Origin of the sequence: Pseudomonas sp. 43A (genome assembly GCF_013363935.1) — a bacterium.
GTDB classification, from domain to species: Bacteria; Pseudomonadota; Gammaproteobacteria; order Pseudomonadales; family Pseudomonadaceae; genus Aquipseudomonas; species Aquipseudomonas crudilactis.
Window position 1 is genome coordinate 5,069,859 of the sequence record NZ_CP054880.1, and the last position, 25,674, is coordinate 5,095,532.

Consider the following 25,674-nt stretch of genomic DNA (forward strand, 5'->3'; position numbering starts at 1 on the left):
AGATCGAACATGACCACTCAACACCTCAGCGGTAAAGTTGCTCTGATTCAAGGCGGTTCCCGTGGTATCGGCGCAGCCATCGTCAAACGCCTGGCCGCTGAAGGCGCCGCAGTAGCCTTCACCTACGTCAGCTCCACCGCCAAAGCCGAAGAATTGCAGAACAGCATCACCGCCAACGGTGGCAAAGCCTTGGCGATCAAGGCTGACAGCGCTGATGCCGCCGCCATTCGCCACGCCGTCAGCGCCACAGTCGAAGCCTTTGGCCGCCTCGACATTCTGGTCAACAACTCTGGCGTACTGGCCGTCGCACCGCTGGAAGATTTCAAACTTGAAGACTTCGACCAGACCGTGGCGATCAACATTCGCAGCGTCTTCATCGCCTCCCAGGAAGCCGCCAAACACATGGGCGAAGGCGCACGCATCATCAACATCGGCAGCACCAACGCCGACCGCATGCCCTTCGCCGGCGGCGGTGTGTATGCGATGAGCAAATCAGCACTGGTTGGCCTGACCAAAGGCCTGGCCCGCGACCTCGGCCCACGCGGTATCACCGTCAACAACGTGCAGCCAGGCCCGGTCGACACCGACATGAACCCGGCGCACGGTGACTTCGCCGAAAGCCTGATCCCGTTGATGGCAGTGGGTCGTTACGGTAAAGCCGAAGAAATCGCCAGTTTCGTCGCTTATCTGGCAGGCCCGGAAGCCGGTTACATTACCGGTGCCAGCCTGACCATCGACGGTGGTTTCGGCGCCTGATTTATCTGAGTCGACTGAACGAAAAACGCCGCCCCTCTTGTTACAGAGGGGCGGCGTTTTTTGTGTCAGATGCTTACGTCCATTCCAGCGCCGGCAAGCCGCAAGCACTCGGAGTAAACGCTTTCAGTGTGCGCAGAATCCCGTCAGCGTGTGCGTATTTTTCATCGGCCATGGCAGCATCGGGGATGGCAATCGCTGTCATGCCTGCGGCTTTCGCAGCGGTCACGCCAAACGGCGAATCCTCGAACACCAGACAATCTTCAGGCGCGACACCCAAACGACGGGCAGCGGTCAGGAAGATATCCGGCGCCGGTTTGGCCGCGCCGACTTCCGGATCATCTGCAGTGACGATGAAGTCGAACAACGCAAACCAGTCGCGGTGCAGCGTGGTTTTCTGGCCGAACGATTGACGCGATGAACTGGTGCCCACCGCGATTGGAATATTGTGCGCCTTGAGGTGGCGAATCAGCTCCTCGGCACCGGGCATCGCTTGCGCTGTTGGGAAACGCTCACGCATCAGTGGTTCGCGGATCACCAGAAACTCTTCGGCGGTGATCGGCAGATCCAGCGCCTGCACCACGTAATTGGCCAGATCGTTGGCCCCGCGACCAATGATGTTCTGCTTGACGCTCCAGTCGAAGGTGCGCCCGTAACGCTGGGCAATCAGCGAGGTGACTTCGGTGTAAATGCCCTCGGTGTCCAGCAGCAAACCGTCCATATCGAAAATCACGGCCTTGATCGGGCCGAACGCCTTCAGCGGTGCATTCATCATCGGATCCGTTAACAAAGATATCCCGGGCGGCACAGTTGGCGCCGCTACGCGGATCTGATTAAAGGGTTCAGCAGCATAACGAGCGTGGCGGACATTGAGCAACGGGCAATGTCCGTTGCAGCGATGAACGACTCCAGAACATTTAGCGAAACATCCTACAGACATCGCCTACTCGCCCGACTTCTTTCCTGATTGATCCCCCGCAAAGTCCCCGCACCTTTTTGATGTGCGCGAGAGACTGCGAATGCTCCCAACCGATCGGCTGCTGGCCCTGAACAACAGCATCGGCCTGCTCGTTGTTGCTGCTTTGAACCCGGACGAGCCGGACTTCGAACACCTGATCCGCGAGTTCCGCCTGTGCCTGAACCACTACGACGCCTGGGCCGAGCAGTTCTGGACAGGCTCCGCGCTGGATGTCGAGCAGGTGTTCACCGTCGGCAACGACGTGCGCCTCAGCGCGCCGATCAAGTCGCGCCAACCGCTCAGTTCATCGGTGGTCATGTGCTCGGCCAGCGGGTCGCTGACGCTGGTGCACATGTTCGAGGCCGCGCGGTTTGTGCCGATTGGCGATACGCCGGTGACCCTCGAACCGGTGCTTGCCGATGTCGGCGGTATCCTGACTTTTGGCGAACCGCTGCACCACACCATCGGGCCCAGCGGCATTCTGCAGGTGACCAACTGTGATCGGGGCCAGCGTTATCGCATCACCTTCTTTCCCGATGTGTCCACCGACCATGTGCAGGCGTTGTATGCCTCTTATGAAGGTGTCATTGCAGGCCTGGAAGGCTGGCTGCGCGCTGAGTGGACAGAATTTCAGCCGCAGTGGACGGAGTTTTCCAGCGCCGGATTTCTTGGCCGTTACGGTCAATTGCAACAGGCCGACTGGCGCGGATTCGAGAAAGCCCTGAATGGCGTCTGGGATGACATCCGGCAAGTGTTCGCCCTGCTCGCCGACCTGCAGGCCAACAGTGAAAAATTGCTGGAATACCTCAGCGAGGCCGAGCTTGAGGCGTTGTTGAATGCCTCCAGCGACGCCATTGCCAACGGTCTGCTGATCCTCAGTGACGAACCGCTGCTGTTCATTCATCTGGCCGCGTTTACCAGTTGGTTGAAGATGCTGCCGCCGCAATACCTGGCCGAAGTGGTGGCCGAGGTGCGGGTCGAACTGCTGATCAGTTTTCTGTTGATGGGGTTGTCGGGTGGCATCGGCGTGCCACTGCGCTTGAGCAGCAAGGTGCTGGCGAAGGTCAAGTCGCCGCGGGCGCGGGAATGGCTGGCGGCGTCGGCGTTGCGGTTGGCGGAACTGACTTCGGCACCGGAACTGAGCAAGCACGCGAGCGCGTTGAAGCCGCTGATGTTTCACGCGAGTGACGTTGAGTTGAAACCGACACCGTCGATACCGCTGAACATTCGTCAGGCCGATTCGCTGGTGTTGACGGTGCCGAATCCGGCGCCGCTGGCGCGGGACAAGTCTGGCGGTTCGAGCCGGTTGCAACGGCATGAGCCTCACGACGACTCGCCGGATCAGGCGAAAAACCCCAACGGTGACAGCGCCGATTGCGTGCCCTTCACCTGCACCAACGGTTGTCCGGTGTCGATGGTCACCGGCGAAGAGCTGCTGACCCTGAGCGATGCCGTGCTCGATGGCGTGTTGCCGTTTGAGTTCACGCGGTTGTATCGCTCTAGTGCCACCGAAATCGATGTTGGGTTGGGGTTTGGCTGGAGTCATTCGCTGGCGCATCGGCTGGCGTTTGAAGGCGACTTCGTGGTCTGGGTCGATCACGAAAACCGGCGAACACGGTTTCCGCTGCCGAGTATTGAGCGGCCGGCGATTCACAACAGTTTGTCGCGGGCGGCGATTTTTCTGGGTGATGAACCGGAAGAGCTGATCCTGGCGCTGGCCGGGGATACGGCGCGGTTTTATCACTTTCGTGCAGGACGGCTGACGGCGATCAGCGATGCCTATGGCAATCGTCTGACGGTGCAGCGCGATCGGTCTGACCGGGTGCAGCGACTGGACAACGGTGCCGGGCGTTCGCTGCTGTTGCGCTATGACCGGGCGCAGTTGCTGGGTGTGGATTACCAGGTTTTTCAGAACGCGGAGTGGGTAACTGAACAAGCGCTGGTCAGTTACCGCTACGACGCTTATCAGCACCTGATCGAAGCGACCAATGCGGTCGGCGACAGTGAGCGTTACGACTACGACGACGCCCACGTAATCCTGCAGCGGCAACTGGCTGGCGGGGCGAGTTTCTTTTGGGAGTGGGAGCGCTCGGGCAAGGCTTCTCGCTGTGTCAGGCATTGGGCCTCGTTTTCGCAGATGGACACCCGTTACGTCTGGAACGACGACGGCAGCGTGGCGGTGCATTACGTCGATGGCACTGAAGAAACGTACGTCCACGACGAGCGTGCGCGGCTGGTGCGTAAAGTCTCGGCGGACGGTGGCGAACAGCTCAAGGCCTATGACTCATCGGGTCGCTTGATTGCCGAGCAGGATGCCTTGGGCGCGGTCACCGAATACCGCTACGACGAGGTCGGACGGCTGATCGCGCTGATTCCACCGGATGAGGCGCCCACGTCCTACGAGTATCGCAACGGTTTTCTGTACCGGCGTTCGCGCGGCGAGGCGGTGTGGATCTACCGGCGCAATGCCGAGGGCGATGTCACCGAAGCGGTCGACCCCGACGGTCAAGTCACCCATTACTACTACGACACCCGTGGCCAGTTGCTGTCGATCCGTTATCCGGACAGCAGTCGGCATCGACTGGTCTGGAACAGCCTCGGCCAGTTGACCGAAGAGACCTTGCCCGACGGTGGCGTGCGGCGCTTTTCCTACGACTCGCTGGGACGGCGGACGACGACTGCAGACGAACACGGTGCAGTCACCCGGCAACATTGGGACGCCGTTGGCCGACTGATTCAGACGACATTTCCTACCGGTAGCACCCGCGCCTACAGCTACGGCGCCTACGGTCAGGTCACCGCCGAGCGCGATGAACTCGGGCGCATCACCCGCTACGAATACGACGATGACCTGCACCTGGTCTCGCGGCGGATCAACCCCGACGGCACGCGGGTGCAGTACCGCTACGACCATGCGCAACTGCTGCTCACCGAGATCGAAAACGAATCCGGGGAAAAGTATCGGCTGGATTACACGCCGACCGGGCTGATTCGTCAGGAAAGCGCTTTTGACGGCCGCCGTACAGCGTACGCCTATGACCTCAACGGGCATCTGCTGGAAAAGACCGAGTTCGGGGATGACGGCTCTTGTTTGCTCACCGCTTATGAGCGCGATGCTACCGGGCGTCTTCTGGTCAAAACCCTGCCCGACGGCCTCAAGGTTTTTTATCAATACGATCGCCTCGGCCGACTGATCAGTGTCGACGACGGCCAGCAACACCCGCTGGCCTTCGAGTATGACCGCCAGGACCGCTTGATTACTGAGCATCAAGGCTGGGGCACCCTGCGTTACCGCTACGACGCCTGCGGCCAACTCCAGCGCATGCGCCTGCCGGACAACAGCAAACTCGACTATCACTACGCCAAGGGCGGTGCACTGGCCGCCATCGACCTCAATGGCGCATCGCTGACCCGCCATGTCTACCAGTCGGGCCGCGAACAACAACGCCAGCAGGGGCTGCTGCTCAGCGAATACTCTTACGACGATCAGGGACGCTTACTCGCGCACGCCGTAGGCCATCAGCGTGATTCGCTGTACCGCCGCGATTATGCCTACAGCGCCAACGGCAATCTCGCGCACATCGCCGACAGCCGCCACGGCCAGCGCACCTACGGCTACGACGCCCTCGACCGGCTGATCCGCGTACGCCATTCACGCGACGAACTGCCGGAATCCTTCGCCCACGACCCGGCCGGCAACCTGCTGATGCAGGACCGCCCCGGCCCGAGCCAGATCAAGGGCAATCGCCTGCTGATGCAGGGCGATCGTCATTACGACTACGACGCCTTCGGCAACCTGATCCGCGAACGTCGCGGCCGCGCGCAAACCCTCGTCACCGAATACCGCTACGACTGCCAGCACCGCCTGATCGGCCTGACCCGCCCCGACGGCCAGACCGCGACTTACCAATACGACGCTTTCGGCCGGCGCATCCGAAAAACCGTCAACGGCGAGACCACCGAGTTCTTCTGGCAAGGCGACCACCTCGTCGCCGAAAGCAGCGAACACGAATACCGCAGCTACGTCTACGAACCCGGCACCTTCCGCCCCCTCGCGCTGCTCGACGGCAAAGGCCCGAAAAAAGCCTGCCCCTTCTACTACCAACTCGACCACCTCGGCACCCCGCAGGAACTCACCGACTACAGCGGCGACATCGTCTGGTCCGCGCAATACGACGCCTACGGCAAAGTCGCCGCACTGACCCTGGCTGGCGATGACTACCTGAACCAGCCGCTGCGTTTTCAGGGGCAGTATTTCGACGGCGAAAGCGGCCTGCATTACAACCGGCATCGGTACTACGACCCGAGGTTGGGACGGTATCTGACACCGGATCCGATCAAGTTGGCCGGTGGGCTGAATCAGTACCAGTACGTGCCGAATCCGACGGGGTGGGTGGATCCGCTGGGGTTGAATTCCAATTGTCCGCCGCCGAATAAGCCTGGGTGTGAGGCGCCGGGTGGGATTGGCGGGGCCAAGGTTGATGAGGATGAGCCGAAACTACCGAACATTGCTCACAATATAGATCCAAAAACTTTGAAGCGAATACATACAATAGAGGGAAAGACCTCAACCAAGACAGTCGAGGATTATAAAAATAAAATGCGCAACGGGTACGATCCAGTAGATCCCATCGATGTCTTAGAACATGACGGAAACCTGTATATTCTTGACGGACACCATCGCGCAGCAGCCGCACGGCAAACCTCAACAAATGTGACAATCAAACTCATAACCGACCTTATAAAATACGACAGAACTCTAAACAGTATTGAAGATGTAATAGAGTCAGCAAACAACGTAGGTTTAGACAGATTGGAGCATCGGAGAAGAAGATGAGCGATCAAAATGAAACTTTGGACATCCTGATAAATGACTTCATCTCCATGGTGGAGTCCAGCACGCTGATATTTGAGCGCAAATTTGGCACTCGAGACATTCGAAGGCTTTGGCGCACCAAGGTAATCAAGCGATGCGGGAGAGTTACTCGAGGCGTTAAATATGAATTACATGGTATTGGCTGCCGCATCAATTTATCGACAGGAAGCGTAGATTTCGACTATGGCCCTAACGGTGAAATCAATGGATTTGATACTTGGCGCCTATACAACTTTGCCCGTGAAAGACCCTCTAAACATAGAAAATATTGCGATGAAGAAACCATTAAAAAAGAACTCAAAGAATATATAGAGCTAAAAAAAATCAAAAAAATGTCAGGCATAAGTAATCTGTATGTATTGGCTGACTCAAAAGATACCGATTAGACACGACCACAAAAAGGGCCTGCTCACTCAGGCCCTTAAAACCAATTCCAGACTTTCAACCCAACCTATTCCCCTCACTGCTCATCCTCATCCTCTTCATACTCCATATCCGCCTCATCCGAATCATTCAACGGCACCGTCGCATCATCCATCAACGACCCCGGATCCTCATTCCCCGGATCGTTAATAAATGGCAATCCACTCGAACCTTTTTCTTCCTTGCCTTCGGTTTCAGGAGTCATGGCAACCTCGTCATTTCAGGGAGTGTATGAGGTTCGAAAAGCCCTACAGCCAATCGTTCCAGATTCTGATCAGCAAATACAAAAAACCCGGCACAACGCCGGGTTTCCGTTTAACCCTCCATCAATGATGGCGGTTTTTATGTTTGTTCTTGTGCTTGTGGCCACCACCCGAATGAGAGCCACCATCGTCACCGAGGTTATTACCGACCGCACCGCCGGCCGCGCCGCCCAGCCCTGCGCCGATGGTCGACCCGGTCGAGCCGCCGAGGCTGTTGCCGACGACCGAGCCACCCGCCGCGCCGAGACCACCGCCAATGGCCGCCTCAGTTCGATTGCGTTTATTCGCCCCGACGGCACTGCCCGCCGCGCCACCAACACCCGCACCTACCGCCGCGCCAGTACTGCCACCGAGTTGTCCACCGACCACATTGCCGAGCGCGCCGCCCAGGCCGCCACCCACAGCGGCGGTGCCATCACCAGCGGCCATCGCCCCTTGTGCTACCAGCAAACCGAAAAACAGTGCAGATAATGACAAGCGCATATGAACCTCACAGTTCCCGAAGCGGGACAGTCCGCCCAGACATGGGCCTATGTGAGATTGGAGACGCAAACGGGGAAAACGTTCAGCCATGAAAAAGCCCGACTTCGAGCCGGGCTTTTTCTGACAAACGATCAGTCTTAGTGACGCTTGTGACCTTTGGACAAATTGCTGCCCACTGCGCCGCCAGCCGCACCGCCCAGACCTGCACCAATCGTGGCGCCGGTCTTGCCGCCCAGGCTGTTGCCAATCACCGAACCGCCGGCTGCACCAACGCCGCCGCCAATCGCTGCTTTCGTCCGGCTACCCTTGCGCGCCGCCATTGCGCTGCCTGCCGCGCCCGCGACGCCGGCGCCAATGGCCGCGCCAGTGCTGCCGCCCATTTTCTGACCGACGACATTACCCAGTGCGCCACCCAGACCACCGCCCAGCGCAGCGGTGCCATCACCGGCAGCCATTGCACCTTGAGCAACCAGAAGCCCAAGAACCAGAGCGGGCAGTGTTAAACGCATGACGTAAACCTCAAAAATAGGGATGACAAAAAGGGCCGGGATTTAATGCCGTCGCCGCGCAAAAGTCCAGCCGAAATCAGAGGCTTCGCGCGCTCAGCGCCGATTGGACAGCGATTCTGAAAAAGGTTTTATGACAGGCAAAAAAAAGCCCGCTGGGGAGACGGGCTGGAGACTTGCTTTCTAACGGATGGCTTCACCCTACTGCGGCAGACGTGAAAAGTTTGTGAAAGCCCAGAGAATTCATCGCCATCGGCTGTAAGAAACTTCTTCACGCATTCAGCCACAAAAAACCCCGCGCAATGACGGGGTTATACAGAATAATGATTATTTTCTGGATCGCGTGGTGACCCTGGGGAGAAATTTCGCCTTTGGTCCCTTGGGTGCCGCAGATTTGATCTTGCCGGTCTGAACCGGATCCTCGCCAAAGCCTGCCTGGTACTCGGTCTGGCCGCACCGTACGCAGTTGTTGAAGGAAAATTCAGCGCCATCGTCTTCGATATACGGATCAGTCATACCTTCGCCCCTTCGAAACAGGTCAACACCGGCAAAACCCTTTTGCCTGAAAAAATATCGACCTCCAAGGCTTTTGAGACTAGTCGGTCATTCCTGGACTTGTAATTCAGATCAGCTGCCCCCCGACGAATGGACTGCAAAAATTAAACGCACCGATGAACTGTGATCTCAAGCCACAGGGCTGATCGCCGACAAAAAAAGCACCCATTCAACCTCTGAATGGGCTCACAAGCCTATTGAGCGGAACTCAGCGCAACTTCACCGCCGTCCCCGTCGCGAACACCACCACCATCCCGCCCTTGCCGCCGGGCATGCTGATCTCGAAATCCACCCCGACCACCGCATCAGCCTGCAGAGCACGCGCACGCTCCCGTATTTCTTCGGTCGCCTGAATACGCGCCTCCTTCAAAGCCCGCTCCAGCGTCTGCGACCGCCCACCGAAAAAATCGCGCATACCGGCAAACATGTCACGGATCACATTGACCCCCTGCACCGATTCAGCACTGACGATGTCCAGGTAGGCCGTGATCTGCCGGCCTTCAATGGCGTGAGTGGTGGAAATGATCATGGAATGTCGTCCCTATATGGATGAATAAATCCGCGATTGTAATAGCTCAAAGCGGAGTTCAAGCCGAAGCCAATAAAATCGAGACGCCAGAAACCACAAAACCCCTGACTTCTTTCGAAATCAGGGGTTTTGTGTACTAAATGTGGCGGTGAAGGAGAGATTCGAACTCTCGATACAGTTTCCTGTATACACACTTTCCAGGCGTGCTCCTTAAGCCACTCGGACACTTCACCGTATCTCTTCAAACATGTTCTGTCTGTCGAGGCGCGCTAATGTAGTCCAAAGCTTTGGCGATGGCAAACTTTTTTTCAGAATTTTCATGCGGTTAAGAGAAAAAGTCGTTTTGCCCGCTGGCAGGCCATGGCAAACCGGCCAATCTTCGGTGGGCGCGACCCTTCTATATAGAAGCAGAATGCTTCGCCACGCTGGATCGGCCGTGAAACGGTGACTGGCGGGTCAGTCACGGCGCTTTACCTGGCCTGCGGCGGTGGGTAACGTTTGCCCATCTTTCTTACAAGGAATAGCGTCATGAGTGAGTTGATTTCCTACCACCTCGAAGACGGTATCGCGACCCTGACCTTGAGCAACGGCAAGGTCAATGCCATTTCTCCGGACGTGATTGCGGCGTTCAACGCGGCGCTGGATCAGGCGGTGACTGATCGTGCCATCGTGATCATTACCGGCCAGCCAGGAATTCTGTCTGGCGGCTACGATCTGAAAGTGATGACCGCCGGCCCTAAAGAAGCCGTGGCATTGGTCACCGCCGGTTCGACGTTGGCGCGTCGCCTGCTCTCTCACCCCTTCCCGGTCATCGTCGCTTGCCCGGGTCACGCTGTGGCGAAAGGCGCTTTCATTCTTTTGTCTGCCGACTACCGTATCGGCGTCGACGGTCCGTTCAGCATCGGTCTGAACGAAGTGCAGATCGGCATGACCATGCATCACGCTGGAATCGAGCTGGCGCGTGATCGTCTGCGTCGTTCCGCGTTCCACCGCTCGGTTATCAACGGCGAGATGTTCGATCCGCAAAGTGCGGTGGATGCCGGTTTCCTCGACAAAGTGGTTTCCGCCGAGGAGTTGCAAGGTGCCGCCCTCGCCGCTGCGCGTCAGTTGAAGAAGATCAACATGCTCGCGCACAAAAACACCAAGTTGAAGGTGCGCAAGGCGCTGCTCGAAACCCTGGATAACGCGATCATCCAGGATCAGGAACATCTCGGTTAACCCGGACACATGCAATAAAGAAAAGCCCGACCAGCGTGTCGGGCTTTTTCTTGCACGCTCGGTTGAAAATGCCATGGCTGCTCTAGGACGGGTCTGACAAGCCATTCTGAAACATGCGCTTAAACATCGGCTATCTCCGCACTCTATAGCGGCAATTGCCGAAAACAGTGCGCATCCGTACACTGCGCCACCTTTTGTCCCGGTAGGGCCTGAAAATGCTGTTCGTGTTTCGTATGTTATTGATGGGCCTGCACTTTATTCTGGCAGGCGTACTCGGGGTAATCCTCGGGATCTGCCGCCCATTCAATCCGGACAACAGCCGTCTATGCGCCCGACTCTACGCATTGCCAGCCATGTGCATTTTGCGCCTGCGGGTGAAAACGGACGTCAGCGGCCTGATGAACAAGCCTGACAGCTGCGTGATCATCGCCAACCATCAGTCCAACTACGATCTGTTCGTGTTCGGCAACGTTGTGCCCCGTCGTACCGTGTGCATCGGCAAGAAAAGCCTGAAGTGGGTGCCGTTGTTCGGGCAACTGTTCTGGCTCGCCGGCAATGTGCTGATCGATCGCGGCAATGCGCACAAGGCGCGCCAGTCGATGCTGACCACCGCCAACACCCTGCAGAACGAAGACACTTCGATCTGGGTATTCCCGGAAGGTACACGCAACCTCGGCGAAGAATTGCTGCCGTTCAAGAAAGGTGCGTTCCAGATGGCGATTGCCGCCGGCGTGCCAATCGTTCCGGTTTGCGTCAGCAGCTACATCAAGCACATGCGTCTTAACCGCTGGCGCAGCGGAAAAATTCTCATACGCTCGCTACCGGCGATTCCTACAGCCGGATTGACCATGGATGACATGCCCATGCTCATCAAACAGTGCCGTGAACAGATGCGCGAGTGCATTGAGTCGATGGATCGGCAACTGCAAGCCGCCTGAAAAGACAACCCGCCCTGTGCGGGGTTTCTTTTGCCCGGTGAACTGTACAGATTTCACTGACTCTCAAGCAGCGACACGGCTAAGCTGAAGCCTTGCATTCCCTGCCACCTGCCAAGAAGAAGTGAATCACCACCATGGGTCGAGTTGTTGCTGCTGCGGTGTACAGCGCGGGCAAGAAAGTCACCAATATTACCCTCGACGAAGGCGCTGCCTGGGCCGCCAAAACCGGGCACTTTGTCTGGATCGGTCTTGAAGAGCCGGACGCTCAGGAGCTATCCAATCTGCAACGTCAGTTCAACTTGCACGAACTGGCCATTGAAGATGCCCTGGAAAAACACAGTCGACCGAAGCTGGAAACCTTTGGCGACGCTTTGTTTATCGTCACCTACTCGCCCATCCGCGAGAACGGCATTCTGCAATTTATCGAGACGCACATTTTTGCCGGCAAGGGCTACATCATCACGGCGCGTAACGGTCACTCGGCGTCCTACGCGCATGTCCGCCAACGTTGTGAGGCGCGTCCGCTGCTGCTGGAACACGGGGAAGATTTCGTACTTTATGCGCTGCTCGATTTCGTCATCGAGAACTACCAACCGGTGGGCGAAGCCATCCACGCCGAGATCGATGAACTTGAGCGCAACGTGTTGTGTAGCGCGTTGAACGAGCGTGACATTCAGAAGCTGCATGGCTTGCGCCGCGATGTCGTGCGCCTGCGCCGATACGCGGCGCCGATGGTGGAAATTGGCGAGGAACTGCAGAAGCTGAGTTTCCCGTTTATCGACAAGAATATGCGCCCGTACTTTCGCGATGTGCAGATCCACGTAACGCGCCAGATGGAAGACCTGAGCACCCTGGCCGACATTGCCAGCCAGACCATCGAGATCGGTGTGTTGCTCGAGGCTTCACGGCAAAGCGTGGTGCAGCGCAAGTTTGCTGCCTGGGCGGCGATTCTGGCGTTCCCGACGGCGGTGGCGGGGATTTACGGGATGAACTTCCAGAACATGCCGGAGTTGAGCTGGCATTACGGCTATTTCGGTGTGCTGGGGTTCATCACGGTGGGGTGTGTGAGTTTATGGGCGAGTTTCAAAAAGTCCGGGTGGTTGTAGAGCAGACCGAGTTGTCTGGAACATTTGCGAGCAGGCTCGCTCCCACATGGATCGGTGGAGCACCGAAAATCCAATGTGGGAGCGAGCCTGCTCGCGAAGCTTTTGGCCTTAGACAGTTTCTGGCTTGTGCGCGACAAAGCGCATCATCCACTCTGCAACCGTGGCGCCGTGATGTTCCTGCTCGAGGCTAGCCACACCCTTGCTGTAGATCTGCGAACCCAACGCTTCCTGACGCAGATCCAGCAGCGCCCGCGAATAATCGTGGATGAATTCCGGGTGGCCCTGGAAGCACAAAACCTGATCGTTGATGTGATACGCCGCAAACGGGCAGAAATCGCTGGAAGCGATGACCGTGGCGTTTTCCGGCAGCGCAGTGACCTGATCCTGGTGACTGATCAGCAGCGTCAGCTCCTCACGCACCGGACTCATCCACGGCGCCTTGGCCGCGAGTTTGTAATTGTGGGTGCCAACACCCCAACCTTGAGTGGCGCGCTCGCTCTTGCCGCCGAGCAACAGCGCCAGCAGTTGATGGCCGAAACACACGCCGAGCAGTTTGTCGCCACGCTCGTAACGGGTCAGCAGGTATTCCTTGAGCGTCTGGATCCACGGGTCGGTGCCGAACGAATCGGCCTTGCTGCCGGTGACCAGGTACGCGTCGAAGGTCAGGTCGTCGCTTGGGTATTCGCCCTGCATCACGTTGTAGACGGTGAACTCGGCGGCAATCGGTTGCTGCGAGAACAGGCGCTGAAACATCTGTCCGTAACCCTGATATTGATCGACCAGCTCCGGACGCAGGATGTCGGTTTCCAGAATGCAGATGCGTAGCGACATAAAAAATACCTGACACGTGATGGGAATAATGAACACCCCAGAGCCTGCCCTGAAACACCCAGGCAAGGCAAGCCCCGGAATGCTCGTTGCCCTTAGAACATTTCACCTTTCGCTGCTTTATCCAACAACAACGCAGGCGGCGCAAAACGTTCGCCATACTGCTCAGCCAGATACTGCGCGCGAGCGACGAAATCTTTCACGCCGTACTGGTTGATGAACTGCAAAGCACCGCCGGTCCACGGTGCAAAACCGATGCCGAAGATCGAACCGATATTGGCATCCGCCGTCGAGGTCAATACGCCCTCTTCCACGCAGCGCACGGTTTCGATGGCTTGCACAAACAACAGTCGATCACGCACGTCTTTGGGCGAAATCTGCCCGTCTACCTGCTCGAAACGCGCCTTCAGTTCGGGCCATAAATGTTTCTGTCCACCGGCCGGATAATCGTAAAAGCCGCCACCGGCCGCCTTGCCCGGGCGCTTGTATTCGTTGAGCAGCAAGTCAATCACAGCGAAGGCCGGGTTCTCAATCAGCGGCTTCCCTTCTGCCTGTAGGTCTTTGGCGGTTTGCTGGTGGATATGGCTCATCAGGCTGAGGGAAACTTCGTCAGAGATCGCCAGAGGCCCAACCGGCATGCCGGCCTTGCGCGCCTCGGTTTCGATCATCGGCGCACTCACGCCCTCGCCAAGCATGGCGATGCCTTCGTTGGTGAACGTGCCGAACACCCGCGAAGTAAAGAAGCCGCGACTATCATTGACCACGATCGGCGTTTTCTTGATTTGCAGAACGAAATCAAAACCTCGGGCGAGGGTTTCATCAGTGGTCCGCACGCCTTTGATGATTTCCACCAGCGGCATTTTTTCCACCGGACTGAAGAAATGCAGGCCGATGAATTTGCCAGGATCAGGAACAGCCGTCGCCAACCCCGTGATCGGCAGCGTCGACGTATTCGACGCGATCACGGCTTCGGCACCCACCACCCGCTGGGCTGAAGAAGAGACTTTGGCCTTGAGGTCGCGGTCTTCAAACACAGCTTCGATGATCAGATCGCAACCCGCCAGATCGGCGTCACTTTCAGTAGCGTGAATCCGCGCCAGTACTGCCTCACGTTGCGAAGCATCCATCTGGCCCCGCGCGACTTTCTTGTCCAGCAAAGTCGCTGAATGTGCTTTGCCTTTTTCGGCGGCAGCCAGATTGACGTCCTTGAGCACCACTTCAATACCCGCCGAAGCACTGACAAAGGCAATCCCCGCGCCCATCATCCCTGCGCCAAGCACGCCGACCCTACGCGTAACATACGGCGCAAAACCGGACGGCCGCGAGCCACCGGCATTGATCTCATTGAGCTGAAACCAGAACGTGCCAATCAGGTTTTTCGAGATCTGCCCGGTGGTCAGTTCGGTGAAGTAACGGGTTTCGATCAAGTGCGCGGTGTCGAAGTCAACCTGAGCGCCCTCGACTGCCGCGCAAAGGATTTTCTCCGGCGCTGGCAACGTACCTTGGGTTTTAGTGCGCAGAATGGACGGTGCAATCGCCAGCATCTGCGCCACTTTCGGGTTCGACGGTGTACCACCAGGAATCTGATAACCCTTCACGTCCCAACGCTGCAACGCTGTCGGATTGGCAACGATCCATGCGCGCGACTTGGCCAGCAGATCGTCGCGATCCAGAGCCAACTGATCGATCAAACCCGCCTGCAACGCCTGTTGCGGACGCACTTTCTTGCCTTCGAGCAGATACGGCAGCGCCTTTTCGATGCCAAGCATGCGCACCATACGCACCACCCCGCCGCCGCCCGGCAACAGGCCAAGGGTCACTTCCGGCAGACCGAGTTGCACCGAGGCGTCATCCAGTGCCACGCGGTGGTGACAGGCCAGGCAGATTTCCCAACCGCCACCCAACGCCGCGCCGTTGATCGCCGCGACCACCGGTTTGCCAAGAGTTTCCAGGGTGCGCAACTGCGCCTTGAGGGTCAGCACCATGTCATAGAAGGCTTTGGCTTCAGGCTTGCCGACCTTGATCAGCTCATTGAGGTCGCCGCCGGCAAAGAAGGTTTTCTTCGCCGAGGTGATGATGACCCCGGCAATCTGGTCTTTTTCAGTCACCAAGCGTGCAACGCAAGCGGCCATGGCCTCGCGGTACACGGCGTTCATGGTATTGGCGCTCTGGCCCGGCATGTCGATGGTCAGCACGACGATAGCGTCCTGGCCTTTTTCGTAACGAATGGCTTCGCTCATAACAAGGTTCCTTGAATTCGGGGCTCAGAGGCGTTCGATGATGGTGGCAATGCCCATGCCGCCGCCGACGCACAGCGTCGCCAGGCCATAGCGCAGGCGTCGCGCTTCCAGCTCATCGAGCAAGGTGCCGAGGATCGCGCACCCCGTGGCGCCCAACGGGTGACCCATGGCGATGGAGCCGCCGTTGACATTGACCTTGTCCGGATCGACGGCCATGTCCTTGATGAACTTCAGCACCACCGAGGCAAACGCTTCGTTGACCTCGAACAGGTCGATGTCTTCAACGCGCAGCCCGGCCTTGGCCAGTGCCTTGCGCGTCGCCGGCGCAGGGCCGGTGAGCATGATGGTCGGGTCGGTGCTGGTAACCGCCGTGGCGACAATGCGCGCCCGAGGTTGCAAGCCCAGCGCCCGACCTTTGGCTTCGGAGCCGATCAGCATCAGCGCCGCACCGTCGACGATTCCGGAACTGTTACCCGGTGTGTGCACGTGATTGATTCGCTCGACATGGCTGTAGACCCGTAATGCCGTCGCGTCGAAACCCATCTGCCCGATCATTTCGAAACTCGGCTTGAGCTTGCCCAAGCCTTCCAGAGTCGACTCGGCACGAATGAACTCATCGTGATCGAGCAGGATGATGCCGTTCTGGTCCTGCACCGGCACCAGCGACTTGTTGAACGAACCGTCAGCCCGGGCCCGCGCGGCCTTCTGTTGCGAGTGCAGCGCGTAGGCATCGACGTCGTGACGACTGAAACCCTCAAGCGTGGCTATCAAATCCGCACCAACACCTTGCGGGGTGAAGTGGCTGTGCAGGTTGGTCTGCGGGTCCAGCGCCCAGGCGCCGCCGTCGCTGCCCATCGGTACCCGCGACATCGACTCGACGCCGCCGACCACCACCAGGTCTTCGAAACCCGAGCGCACTTTCATTGCGCCAAGGTTCACCGCTTCCAGTCCCGAGGCGCAGAAACGGTTGATCTGCACACCGGCAACGCTGACATCCCATTCGGCCACCTGCACCGCGGTTTTGGCGATGTCCGAGCCTTGATCGCCAATCGGCGTGACGCAGCCGAGCACCACGTCATCGACCTGGCTGGTATCCAGCGAGGTGCGCTCCTGCAGCGCGGTCAGCAGACCGGCGACCAGATTCACCGGTTTGACGCTGTGCAAGGCACCATCGGCCTTGCCTCTGCCACGGGGCGTACGTAACGCATCGAAAATCAAAGCTTGGGTCATGACGTCCTCGAACCTGTGCGGGGAGTGGTTTCTTGTGCCTTCACTCTTGACCCGAGCGGTCGCGGATTCAATGACCACAGCGCTCAATGCGCTTGACGCACACGCTCAGACGGACGGTCACAGAAGACTGGGTGAACCGGTTCAGGTCGGCGAGTTGTCTAGCCAGCGGGCGGCAAAGAAGCTGGCAATAAGCCTCATGCCTTTTTTATCGCATCTGGCAAGCGCTCCATATGAAATGGATCTAAGCCAAGCGTGACGCGGGCCCTAAGGTAGTACATGTACGTCAGGGTCGTCGGGTTTTGCCGAGGCCGACGTTCTTCAACAGGAAGTGCAGCGCTTGCCGTCATGGATATGCAGGCAAGCATCAGGAAATAACAATAAAGGCGGTCAAGCCATGTTCAAACAACCGAAAGTTCGTCAAGCAGGGCTCATTCTTTTCGCCACGACGCTGTTGTTGATTTTGCCGAATCTGACCAAGGTCATCGGCTGAATCGAGCGGCAGGTGCTGTTTATCGCCACTGAAAATGTGACTGGCCCGCTACCCGGGCCAGCGTGGCTGTGCCAATCTTTGTGCACTCTCACGACATGGACGGCGATCATTTGAAAGCGCTCATTGTGTTCGGGGCCATGCTGCTGAGCATGCCCTTGTCTGCCGCACAGTTGGATCTGCAACTGGGCGCAAGCAGCCGCACCTGGCAGACCGAAGAACTGCTCAAGCATCCTCAAGTGCAAACCCTCACGATCAAAAACGATGTGTCCTACAAGAAGGACATGACCTACCGCGCCGTGCCTGTGGCCGCGTTGCTGACCGGGATCAAACCGCAGGATCACCTGCAAGCGGTGGCACTGGACGGGTTTGCCGCGGAACTGGCTGCTGCGCCGTTGCTCAACCGTGAGGGCGCACGGGCCTGGCTGGCCATCGAAGATCCGGCTCAACCGTGGCCACCGCTGTCGGAAGGCAAGCACAGCGCCGGGCCGTTTTATCTGGTCTGGACCGATCCGCAGGCGGGCAATATCAGCCCGGAGCAATGGCCGTTCGAAGTCGCGAGCATCAAGCGCTTGGCGCCGGTGGCCGAGCGCTTCCCTGCCCTGCTGCCGGATCCTGCGTTGAAGGCGGATGACCCAGTCAATCTTGGCTTTGCGCTGTTTCAGAAAAATTGTCTGGCCTGTCACCGGTTGAACGGTGCGGGGGATGCGCAGTTCGGGCCGGATCTGAATATTCCGTATAACCCGACCGAGTATTTCGGCGCAGATTTCCTCAAGCGTTACATTCGTGATCCGCAGAGTTTGCGTCAGTGGCCGCAGGCGAAGATGCCGGGGTTTTCGGTGGAGGTGTTGCCGGAGGGGGATTTGCAGATGTTGGTGGGATATTTGAAACACATGGCCGGGCGCAAAGTTAAGCCCTGAGCACATTTCCTTGTAGGAGTGAGCCTGCTCGCGATAGCGGAGTGTCAGACACTGATAATTCAACTGTCAGACCGCTATCGCGAGCAGGCTCACTCCTACAAGGGTTTTGTGTTAGCCCGTTACTGTTGTTGCACGGAGATGATCGGGGTTGGCGAGACGAACACTTTCGCGTGCATCTGCTCACACCCGCCGCCGCGGCGCATGCCGCGTACCGGGCAGGCGTCCAGGTAATCCAGGCCCACCGCCAGTTTCAGATGCCGTTCCGGCCGCGCCAGTTCGTTGGTCACGTCAAAGCTGTACCAGGCGTCATCCAGCCAGGCTTCCGCCCACGCGTGGCTGGCCAGATGCTCGCAATCCTCACTGTACAAATACCCCGACACATAACGCGACGGAATCCCGAGACTACGTGCGCAAGCCAGAAACGCGTGAGCGTGATCCTGACAAACTCCGGCACGCCCGGCGAAGGCTTCAGCGGCACTGGTATCGACCTCGGTGGAACCCGGCGTGTAAGTCATGTGCTGATTCAAACCGTGCATAAGATCGATCAGCGCCGTGCGATCGCGCCGCTGCTTGCAGGATTTCTCGGCGAACGCCCGCAATGCCTCATCCGCCTCAGTCAACCGGGTGAATCGCAGGAACGGCAGCGCCGACTGGCTCTCATGTTCGGCCTCACGCAGTTCGTCGATATCGACCTGCCCGCGTGCGCCGATGATGATCGCCTCGTGCGGCTCGTCCATGGTCAGCACATGCAGGATATTGCCGAACGGATCGAGTTGCGCGCGCACCGGGCGCGGCAGGTCGAGTTGCCAGCTCAACACGTGCTGACGCTCGCTGTCGTGGGGGGTTAGCCGCAGGTACTGGATGCTCGCCCGCACCTGATCTTCGTAGTGATAGGTGGTCTCGTGGCTTATGGAAAGTCTCATGCAGCCTCCAGGTAGGAACTGTGAATGGCGTTGCCCAACTGGCGCACCAGCGGGATGAATTCGGTCAGCCAAGCATGCAGGCCTTCCTCGAGAATTTCGTTGATGCCGGTGTAGCGCAGGCGCGCGTCCATCTCTGCCGCCAGACGCTGCGCCGGTCGGCCATTGGCCCCGGGCAACTGCGCGAGAATCTGATCGATCTCTTCGGTGCAGGCCCGCAGAGAGCGCGGCACATCGGCACGCAACAGCAGCAGCTCGGCGACATGTCGGGCGCCCGGCGCATCGCGGTAGATTTCGGTGTAGGCCTCGAAGGAGGACAAGGCGCGCAGCAATGCACTCCATTGGTAATACGCATGGGCCGTGCCGTCACTGACCGCCTCGGCCTGATCGCCGGCCATTTCATAGCGGGCGTCAAGCAGCCGCAGCGTATTGTCCGCGCGCTCGATAAACGTCCCGAGACGAATAAAGCGAAACGCATCGTTGCGCATGATCGTGCCGTACGACGCACCACGGAACAGGTGCGAACGCTCCTTGATCCATTCGCAGAAGCGGCTCATGCCATAGCGACTGAGGCCCTGCTCGGCGATCCCGCGAATCTCCAGCCACGTCGAGTTGATGTTCTCCCACATGTCCGCCGTGATGCGTCCGCGTACCGCATGAGCACTGGCCCGCGCCGCGCCGAGGCAGCTGTAGATGCTCGCCGGGTTGGCCGCATCGAGGGCAAAAAAGTGCAACAGGCGTTCAGCGTGCAGCGCGCCATGGCGCTCCAGATAATCGTCGAGGGTGCCGGTGATCAGCAGCGGCATCGCCAGTTCGTGCAAGCCATCGCCGCGACCGTCCTGCGGCATCAGCGACAGCGAATAACTGATGTCGAGCATCCGGGCGAGGTTTTCCGCCCGCTCCAGATAGCGCGACATCCAGTACAGATCCGAGGCAGTTCTACTTAACATGGCAAGCTTCCTTCAATCCTCGACCACCCAGGTGTCCTTGGTTCCGCCGCCCTGTGATGAGTTCACCACCAGAGAGCCTTCACGCAGCGCGACACGGGTCAAACCGCCGGGCACCACGCGGGTTTCGCGACCGGACAAGACAAACGGACGCAAGTCGATATGGCGCGGCGCGATGCCGTTTTCGACAAAGGTCGGACAGGTCGACAGCGACAATGTCGGCTGTGCGATGTACGCGTGAGGCTTGGCTTTGATGCGCTCGCGAAAGGCATCGATTTCCGCCGTCGTCGACGCCGGCCCCACCAACATTCCGTAACCGCCGGAGCCTTGGGTTTCCTTGACCACCAGATCTGGAAGATTGGCCAGCACGTGGGAAAGTTCAGACGGGTTGCGACACTGCCAGGTCGGCACGTTCTTCAGGATCGGTTCTTCGTCGAGATAAAACCGGATCATGTCGGTGACAAACGGATAGACCGACTTGTCATCCGCCACGCCGGTGCCGATGGCATTGGCCAGTACCACATTGCCGGAGCGATAGGACGACAACAGCCCCGGCACGCCGAGCATCGAGTCCGGGTTGAACGCCAGCGGGTCGAGGAATGCGTCGTCGAGACGACGATAGATCACGTCCACCGCTTTCGGGCCGTCGGTGGTGCGCATGAACACCTTGTCGTCACGCACGAACAGATCCGCACCTTCGACCAGTTCAACGCCCATTTCCCGCGCCAGAAACGCGTGCTCGAAGAACGCACTATTGAAGCGTCCCGGCGTCAGCACCACCACGCTCGGGTCATCGATCGGGCTTGAGCTTTTCAGGGTGTCGAGCAGCAGGTTCGGGTAATGATCGATCGGCGCGATGCGCTGGGCGGCGAACAGCTCCGGGAACAGGCGCATCATCATCTTGCGGTCTTCGAGCATGTAGCTCACGCCGCTCGGGGTGCGCAGGTTGTCTTCAAGTACGTAATAGGTGCCGTCGCCATCGCGCACCAGATCGACGCCGGAGATGTGCGAATAGATATCGCGGTGCAGATCCAGGCCTTGCATCGCCAGCTGATACTGCTCGTTGGCCAACACCTGTTCGGCAGGAATGATCCCGGCCTTGATGATGCGCTGTTCGTGATAGAGATCAGCGAGGAACATGTTCAGCGCCTTGACCCGCTGAATACAGCCGCGCTCGACGATCCGCCATTCGCTGGCGGGGATGCTGCGCGGAATGGTATCGAAAGGAATCAGGCGCTCGGTGCCCTGCTCGTCGCCATAGAGCGTGAAAGTAATCCCGGCGCGATGGAACAGCAGATCGGCCTCGCGTCGCCGTTGGGCCAGCAGCTCGTCAGGCGTGTCGGCCAGCCATCGGGCGAACTCGCGATAATGCGGGCGAACCTGGCCGCCGGCGTCGTACATCTCATCAAAATAGGTGCGGATCATGCCGTACTCCTTGTCACCCGGACCTACAGGCCTTCGCAAGGCCCGTGCCATCGGCATAAACGCTTTGATTTCAATCGGTTGGAAATACACGCCGCAGGCACCGCACCATTCCTGTGCGGCAAATGCCCCAACCTGATTGCCCCCGCTTCATTGCGACGCACTGCATCGCCTATCACCAGCATAGTCAGAGTTGATTTCACTGCCCGGCGCTGCCTGCGGATAATCCGCGCATCCGCTGCAAAACTTCCCCGCGCACAGCGCCGCGAAGTCGCCAGCTCAACTGACCTGGACTGCCCTCGCAGCCCGCCCCGCTGTAACCCTGACCGTTTTCCTCTCCTTATCGGTCTTCCCTTTTAGCCACCCTCTCCGGTGGCTTTTTTTTGCCTCGGTTTCTTGTTTCAGGGTTTTGCCACGGTGCTTTGCGTACGCCGGAAACGACAACGGCCAACCCGAAGGTCAGCCGTTGTTCAACCAATGAAACCAGAGATCAGTTCAAACGGTGGCGGCTGCGCACCTCCTGCTTGACGCCCCAGCCTTCGATAATGCCGCCCAGCGGCTCGACCACGGCGGAAAAGCCCTGCTCGAAGTCGCCGATATCGTCATATGTCGCGTACATCACCTTGCTCAATTCCAGCGCCCACGCACCGTCATCACGCACGCTGACCTGGGCATTGATGGATTCACCGCGAAATTTGCCTGCCGCCCTGCGCGCCCGCTCCTCGTCCGGGAAAATGGCGTAGAACTCGATGGGATGGAATCGGGAAAAATCGAAACCGCCTTCTTTCATGCGGCGCAGAACATTGCTGCTGATGTCTTCTTGATAGGCTGTGCTCATGAATCGTCCCCCTCGCATAGATGGATAGACTTTCCGTATTCCCGCCCCGGGCCTTTGGCCAAAGTACGACGGCAACGTGGTTGCACGCGGGAACAAGCATGTAGCTGACAAGACCAGACCTTAGCGATCCGTTCGCTGATCTCGCTTGCAGAGTAGCCCCAAGTTAGAGCCGCTGCCAAGGCCTGGTTTCAAAGGTGACAGGAAGAATGTCAGATAGGAGTGATGCTGCGGATTTCGATGCTGTTCTGGGATTTCAGGCTTTTCACGCCTGCATCGGCGGTACGCCCTTCCAGATCATTCAGGTCCAGTTCGGCGGCGACGGGCAGAAGCCGTGCCTTGATCAATCGAGCGGCCTCATCGTCGCTGGGGCATTCCGCACGCTCGAACACCTCATCGACAATTTCACCATGATCGTCCACGAAAGTGACTTTCCACTTTTGCATCGGTGCCTCCTCGATCAAACCCGCAAATGGGCTTACACCTATCTCGACTGTGTACGCCGAAAGTTGGTTCAAAAGGATTACAGCGGGTGAAGATGAAAAAAACGACATCTACTGGGGGGGCAAGCAAATGTGGGAGCGAGCTTGCTCGCGAAAGCGGAATGTCAGCCAATATTTTATTGGATGAAAAATCGCCTTCGCGAGCAGGCTCGCTCCCACAGGGGAGTCGCAGTGTTCTTTTAGTCGTTACTTGGCTTGTTGATCGCCTGCAGCACGTACTGCGGCAAGGCGAAGGCGCCGATGTGGATTTCCGGGTTGTAGTAGCGCGTGACGATGCCGCTGCCGATGAAGCGCTGCTGCAGGGTTTCACGGCTCAGCTTGCGGTAGGCCGGGTTGGTCGAGCCCCAGGCGAAGGTCATCGAACCGCCGATGTAGGTCGGCACGGCCGCCTGATAGAAGTGCCAGTCCGGGAACAGGCTTTTCAGGCGACCGGCAGTGGTTTTCACTTCGTCGATCTGCATGAACGGCGTGCCGTTCTGGGTCACGAGGATGCCGCCTTCGTTCAGGCAACGATGGCATGCCTGGTAGAAATTCTCCGAGAACAGCACTTCGCCCGGGCCGATCGGGTCGGTGGAGTCGGAGATGATCACGTCGAATTTTTCTGTGGTGGTGGCGACGAAACGCATGCCGTCGTCGATCACCAGGTTCAGACGTGGATCGTCGTAGGCGCCGCTGGAGTGGTTCGGCAGGAACTCTTTGCACATGTCGACCACGGTGCCGTCGATCTCGACCATGGTGATGTGCTCGACACCGGCGTGCTTGGTCACTTCGCGCAACATGCCGCCGTCACCGCCACCGATGATCAGTACGCGCTTGGCGCTGCCGTGGGCGAGGATCGGCACGTGGGTGAGCATTTCGTGGTAGATGAATTCGTCGGCTTCGGTGGTCTGGATCACGCCGTCCAGCGCCATTACCCGGCCCATGCGCGGGTTCTGGAAGATCACCAGGTGCTGATGCTCGGTGCGCACTTCGTGCAGCAGTTTTTCCATGCGAAAACGCTGGCCGTAGCCTTCGTAGAGGGTTTCCAGGTACTCGCTGGTTTTGGTGACGGTCATGGTCAAGTGCTCCGATGAATGCGCGGGCGCCAATCGTGGGGACGATTGCCCGGGAAAGGCGCGCATTCTACGTTGCCGAAGATGACAGGTCGAACCTCACTTCATCGGCAGACCACAATCCCTGTAGGAGTGAGCCTGCTCGCGATAGCGGTTATTCAGTCACTGACTCATTGACTGGAGGATAGCTATCGCGAGCAGGCTCACTCCTACAGGATATTGCGGTGTTCTCGAGATCAGTGTCAGATCCGCACGTTACCGCGCGGTCCGGCAATCGCCCAGATGATCAGGCCCAGCACCGGCAGGAGGATGATCAGCAACACCCAGACGATTTTCATCCCGGTGGTCGCGCCGCTTTTCAGCACATTGATGATGGCCCAGATGTCGAGGGCGAGGATGATCAGACCGATCAGACCGTTGAACGTGGAACCCATGGTGTCGCTCCAGAATAGTGGCATGCACTTTTAGGATAGACGGTCGCGCGCAGGGTTCCCTTTTATTACGTTCAGACGTGAACGGCGATCTTCAAGGCTTCCAGCGAAGGCGCGGCGGCGATGCCGACTTCGGCGCACAACTCCAGTACCCGTGGCACGTCATTGCCGTAGACCAGCACCATTTGCAGTTCGTCGTCGAGCAACTGGCTGAAGTTCATCAGTGTGTAACCGCCGTTTTCCTTGTTCATGCTGCTCATTTGCACCTGAATGCGGTTGAGAGCGGTCAAGGCTTCGGTTTTGGCCAGTTGCTTGGGCTTGAGGTTGAAATCGACGCCCGGACCGAACGAGGCAACAATCTGCGCGAACAAATCGACGTAGGTGTCAGCCTGGAACAGCACGGTTTCCGGCAGGCTGCCGACCACGACCCACTCACCCAACGGGATCGGGAAGGTGTCGTCGTAGTTGATGTCCGGGTTGGCGGCCAGAAAAGCATCGGCATCGGCGTAGGCCTGTGCCGCTTCGTCGGCGACTTTCACGATCTCGTCCTCGCCCATGCAGCCGGAGCTGATTTTGCTGATGAGTTCGACGAGTGCGGCTTTCATGAGGGCAGATCCTGTGACGAAGGTGAATTTCGAGGGCGCGAAGGATAGCGCATTCTCCCCTCCGTCACAGGCCATCAGAATGGATTTCAGCCCAACAACTTTTCCAACTGCGCAGTGGTATCAACCGCGCCCATCGTCCGTGCAGCGTCGAGCGCTGTCACGCCATTGGCGTCCTTGGCTTGCGCGTCGGCACCCTTGCTGATCAGGTAATCGACGATTGCAACACGGTTGAACATCGCCGCCATCATCAGCGCCGTACGCCCATCAAACGACGACCCCTCAATTTCGGCACCCGCCTCGACCAGCGCCTTGACCACTGCCAAATCACCTTTGAACGCCGCACCGGCAATCGGACTCTGGCCGTTGCCATTGCGCATTTCCGGATCGGCTTTGTGTTTTAGCAATACGTTCACCGCATCAAGGTGGCCGTAATAGCTGGCCAGCATCAGCAATGTGTCGCCTTTGCTGTTTTTCAGGTTCACCGGCAAACCGGCCGTGACCAGACGATCGAGCATCTCGGCATCACCGTCGCGAGCCTTGTTGAAAACCTGCTCGGTGAATTCAGCAGCTTCTTCAGGGGTCATCTGGCGGCTTTGGTCGGACATGGGGCAACTCCATTTTCGGTCAATCGGAAAGCCGACAGTTT

General features: G+C 58.5%; 25 protein-coding genes and 1 tRNA gene. 7 read left to right on the plus strand and 19 right to left on the minus strand.

All coding sequences use genetic code 11. The annotated features are described in order from the left end of the window. The first annotated feature begins 9 nt into the window (after positions 1-9). Positions 10-756: a 3-oxoacyl-ACP reductase family protein gene (locus tag HUW52_RS22085; protein WP_175554915.1), complete on the plus strand. Its 747-nt coding sequence runs from the start codon at positions 10-12 to the stop codon at positions 754-756. 73 nt (positions 757-829) lie between these two features. On the opposite strand, the gene HUW52_RS22090 is transcribed toward HUW52_RS22085, so the two are convergent. After that, the gene (locus HUW52_RS22090) at positions 830-1,525 is read right to left on the minus strand and encodes an HAD-IA family hydrolase (RefSeq protein WP_175554916.1); all 696 of its coding nucleotides are present in this window, start codon (positions 1,523-1,525) and stop codon (positions 830-832) included. Positions 1,526-1,772: 247 nt separating this feature from the next. Between HUW52_RS22090 and HUW52_RS22095 the strand changes: the two genes are divergently transcribed. Continuing rightward, on the plus strand, positions 1,773-6,548 hold the full coding sequence (locus HUW52_RS22095; protein WP_175554917.1) for an RHS repeat-associated core domain-containing protein: 4,776 nt from the start codon (positions 1,773-1,775) through the stop codon (positions 6,546-6,548). Then, on the plus strand, positions 6,545-6,973 hold the full coding sequence (locus tag HUW52_RS22100) for a hypothetical protein (RefSeq protein WP_095050938.1): 429 nt from the start codon (positions 6,545-6,547) through the stop codon (positions 6,971-6,973). Before HUW52_RS22095 ends, HUW52_RS22100 begins: the two co-directional genes overlap by 4 nt. Before the next feature lie 74 nt (positions 6,974-7,047). Here HUW52_RS22100 and HUW52_RS22105 read toward each other — a convergent pair whose 3' ends face one another. The 6 genes from HUW52_RS22105 to HUW52_RS22130 form a co-directional block, all read right to left on the minus strand. Then, complete coding sequence (locus tag HUW52_RS22105; protein WP_007914082.1) at positions 7,048-7,215, minus strand: hypothetical protein; 168 nt, start codon at positions 7,213-7,215, stop codon at positions 7,048-7,050. 121 nt (positions 7,216-7,336) lie between these two features. Next, the gene (locus tag HUW52_RS22110) at positions 7,337-7,756 is read right to left on the minus strand and encodes a YMGG-like glycine zipper-containing protein (protein ID WP_007914081.1); all 420 of its coding nucleotides are present in this window, start codon (positions 7,754-7,756) and stop codon (positions 7,337-7,339) included. A gap of 137 nt (positions 7,757-7,893) precedes the next feature. Beyond that, positions 7,894-8,265 (minus strand): hypothetical protein, encoded by a 372-nt coding sequence (locus tag HUW52_RS22115; protein ID WP_038366883.1) that lies wholly within the window; start codon positions 8,263-8,265, stop codon positions 7,894-7,896. Positions 8,266-8,589: 324 nt separating this feature from the next. Continuing rightward, positions 8,590-8,778, minus strand: coding sequence for a hypothetical protein (locus HUW52_RS22120; protein ID WP_016985529.1), 189 nt, complete (start codon positions 8,776-8,778; stop codon positions 8,590-8,592). Positions 8,779-9,025: 247 nt separating this feature from the next. Continuing rightward, the gene (locus HUW52_RS22125) at positions 9,026-9,346 is read right to left on the minus strand and encodes a YbjQ family protein (RefSeq protein WP_016985528.1); all 321 of its coding nucleotides are present in this window, start codon (positions 9,344-9,346) and stop codon (positions 9,026-9,028) included. A 143-nt stretch (positions 9,347-9,489) separates the two neighbouring features. After that, positions 9,490-9,579: transfer RNA gene (locus tag HUW52_RS22130), tRNA-Ser, on the minus strand. Between the two features lie 295 nt (positions 9,580-9,874). On the opposite strand from HUW52_RS22130, the gene HUW52_RS22135 reads away from it, so the two are divergent. The 3 genes from HUW52_RS22135 to HUW52_RS22145 all read left to right on the plus strand — a co-directional run bounded on the left by HUW52_RS22135 (position 9,875) and on the right by HUW52_RS22145 (position 12,608). Beyond that, a complete protein-coding gene (locus tag HUW52_RS22135) occupies positions 9,875-10,564 on the plus strand; it encodes a crotonase/enoyl-CoA hydratase family protein (RefSeq protein WP_016985527.1) in 690 nt (229 codons plus the stop codon). 215 nt (positions 10,565-10,779) lie between these two features. Next, positions 10,780-11,502 carry a 1-acyl-sn-glycerol-3-phosphate acyltransferase gene (locus HUW52_RS22140; protein WP_175554918.1) on the plus strand — a complete coding sequence of 241 codons (723 nt, stop codon included), beginning with the start codon at positions 10,780-10,782 and terminating at the stop codon, positions 11,500-11,502. Positions 11,503-11,636: 134 nt separating this feature from the next. Then, complete coding sequence (locus HUW52_RS22145; protein WP_175554919.1) at positions 11,637-12,608, plus strand: magnesium and cobalt transport protein CorA; 972 nt, start codon at positions 11,637-11,639, stop codon at positions 12,606-12,608. 108 nt (positions 12,609-12,716) lie between these two features. On the opposite strand, the gene HUW52_RS22150 is transcribed toward HUW52_RS22145, so the two are convergent. The 3 genes from HUW52_RS22150 to HUW52_RS22160 form a co-directional block, all read right to left on the minus strand. Continuing rightward, the gene (locus HUW52_RS22150) at positions 12,717-13,439 is read right to left on the minus strand and encodes an amidotransferase (protein WP_175554920.1); all 723 of its coding nucleotides are present in this window, start codon (positions 13,437-13,439) and stop codon (positions 12,717-12,719) included. Positions 13,440-13,531: 92 nt separating this feature from the next. Next, entirely contained in the window at positions 13,532-15,676 is a 2,145-nt protein-coding gene (locus tag HUW52_RS22155) for a 3-hydroxyacyl-CoA dehydrogenase NAD-binding domain-containing protein (RefSeq protein WP_175554921.1), read from the minus strand. 24 nt (positions 15,677-15,700) lie between these two features. Beyond that, positions 15,701-16,906 carry an acetyl-CoA C-acetyltransferase gene (locus tag HUW52_RS22160; protein WP_175554922.1) on the minus strand — a complete coding sequence of 402 codons (1,206 nt, stop codon included), beginning with the start codon at positions 16,904-16,906 and terminating at the stop codon, positions 15,701-15,703. A 585-nt stretch (positions 16,907-17,491) separates the two neighbouring features. Here HUW52_RS22160 and HUW52_RS22165 point away from each other — a divergent pair. Beyond that, positions 17,492-18,313 carry a cytochrome c gene (locus HUW52_RS22165; RefSeq protein ID WP_175555722.1) on the plus strand — a complete coding sequence of 274 codons (822 nt, stop codon included), beginning with the start codon at positions 17,492-17,494 and terminating at the stop codon, positions 18,311-18,313. A 119-nt stretch (positions 18,314-18,432) separates the two neighbouring features. Here HUW52_RS22165 and HUW52_RS22170 read toward each other — a convergent pair whose 3' ends face one another. The 9 genes from HUW52_RS22170 to HUW52_RS22210 all read right to left on the minus strand — a co-directional run bounded on the left by HUW52_RS22170 (position 18,433) and on the right by HUW52_RS22210 (position 25,633). Then, positions 18,433-19,236, minus strand: coding sequence for a transglutaminase family protein (locus HUW52_RS22170; protein ID WP_007914065.1), 804 nt, complete (start codon positions 19,234-19,236; stop codon positions 18,433-18,435). Continuing rightward, complete coding sequence (locus HUW52_RS22175; RefSeq protein ID WP_016982907.1) at positions 19,233-20,183, minus strand: alpha-E domain-containing protein; 951 nt, start codon at positions 20,181-20,183, stop codon at positions 19,233-19,235. The genes HUW52_RS22170 and HUW52_RS22175 overlap by 4 nt, the downstream gene beginning before the upstream one ends. A gap of 12 nt (positions 20,184-20,195) precedes the next feature. Continuing rightward, on the minus strand, positions 20,196-21,605 hold the full coding sequence (locus HUW52_RS22180; RefSeq protein ID WP_016982906.1) for a circularly permuted type 2 ATP-grasp protein: 1,410 nt from the start codon (positions 21,603-21,605) through the stop codon (positions 20,196-20,198). A gap of 487 nt (positions 21,606-22,092) precedes the next feature. Further along, entirely contained in the window at positions 22,093-22,440 is a 348-nt protein-coding gene (locus HUW52_RS22185) for a ribonuclease E inhibitor RraB (RefSeq protein WP_008080948.1), read from the minus strand. Between the two features lie 209 nt (positions 22,441-22,649). Then, the gene (locus tag HUW52_RS22190; RefSeq protein WP_016982905.1) at positions 22,650-22,883 is read right to left on the minus strand and encodes a hypothetical protein; all 234 of its coding nucleotides are present in this window, start codon (positions 22,881-22,883) and stop codon (positions 22,650-22,652) included. Positions 22,884-23,119: 236 nt separating this feature from the next. Then, on the minus strand, positions 23,120-23,995 hold the full coding sequence (speE, locus tag HUW52_RS22195; RefSeq protein ID WP_008080944.1) for a polyamine aminopropyltransferase: 876 nt from the start codon (positions 23,993-23,995) through the stop codon (positions 23,120-23,122). Positions 23,996-24,234: 239 nt separating this feature from the next. After that, positions 24,235-24,426: a PLDc N-terminal domain-containing protein gene (locus tag HUW52_RS22200; RefSeq protein WP_007914053.1), complete on the minus strand. Its 192-nt coding sequence runs from the start codon at positions 24,424-24,426 to the stop codon at positions 24,235-24,237. Between the two features lie 71 nt (positions 24,427-24,497). Next, a complete protein-coding gene (locus tag HUW52_RS22205; RefSeq protein WP_150709060.1) occupies positions 24,498-25,028 on the minus strand; it encodes a hypothetical protein in 531 nt (176 codons plus the stop codon). Between the two features lie 86 nt (positions 25,029-25,114). Continuing rightward, the gene (locus tag HUW52_RS22210; RefSeq protein ID WP_016982902.1) at positions 25,115-25,633 is read right to left on the minus strand and encodes an ankyrin repeat domain-containing protein; all 519 of its coding nucleotides are present in this window, start codon (positions 25,631-25,633) and stop codon (positions 25,115-25,117) included. Positions 25,634-25,674: the final 41 nt, after the last annotated feature.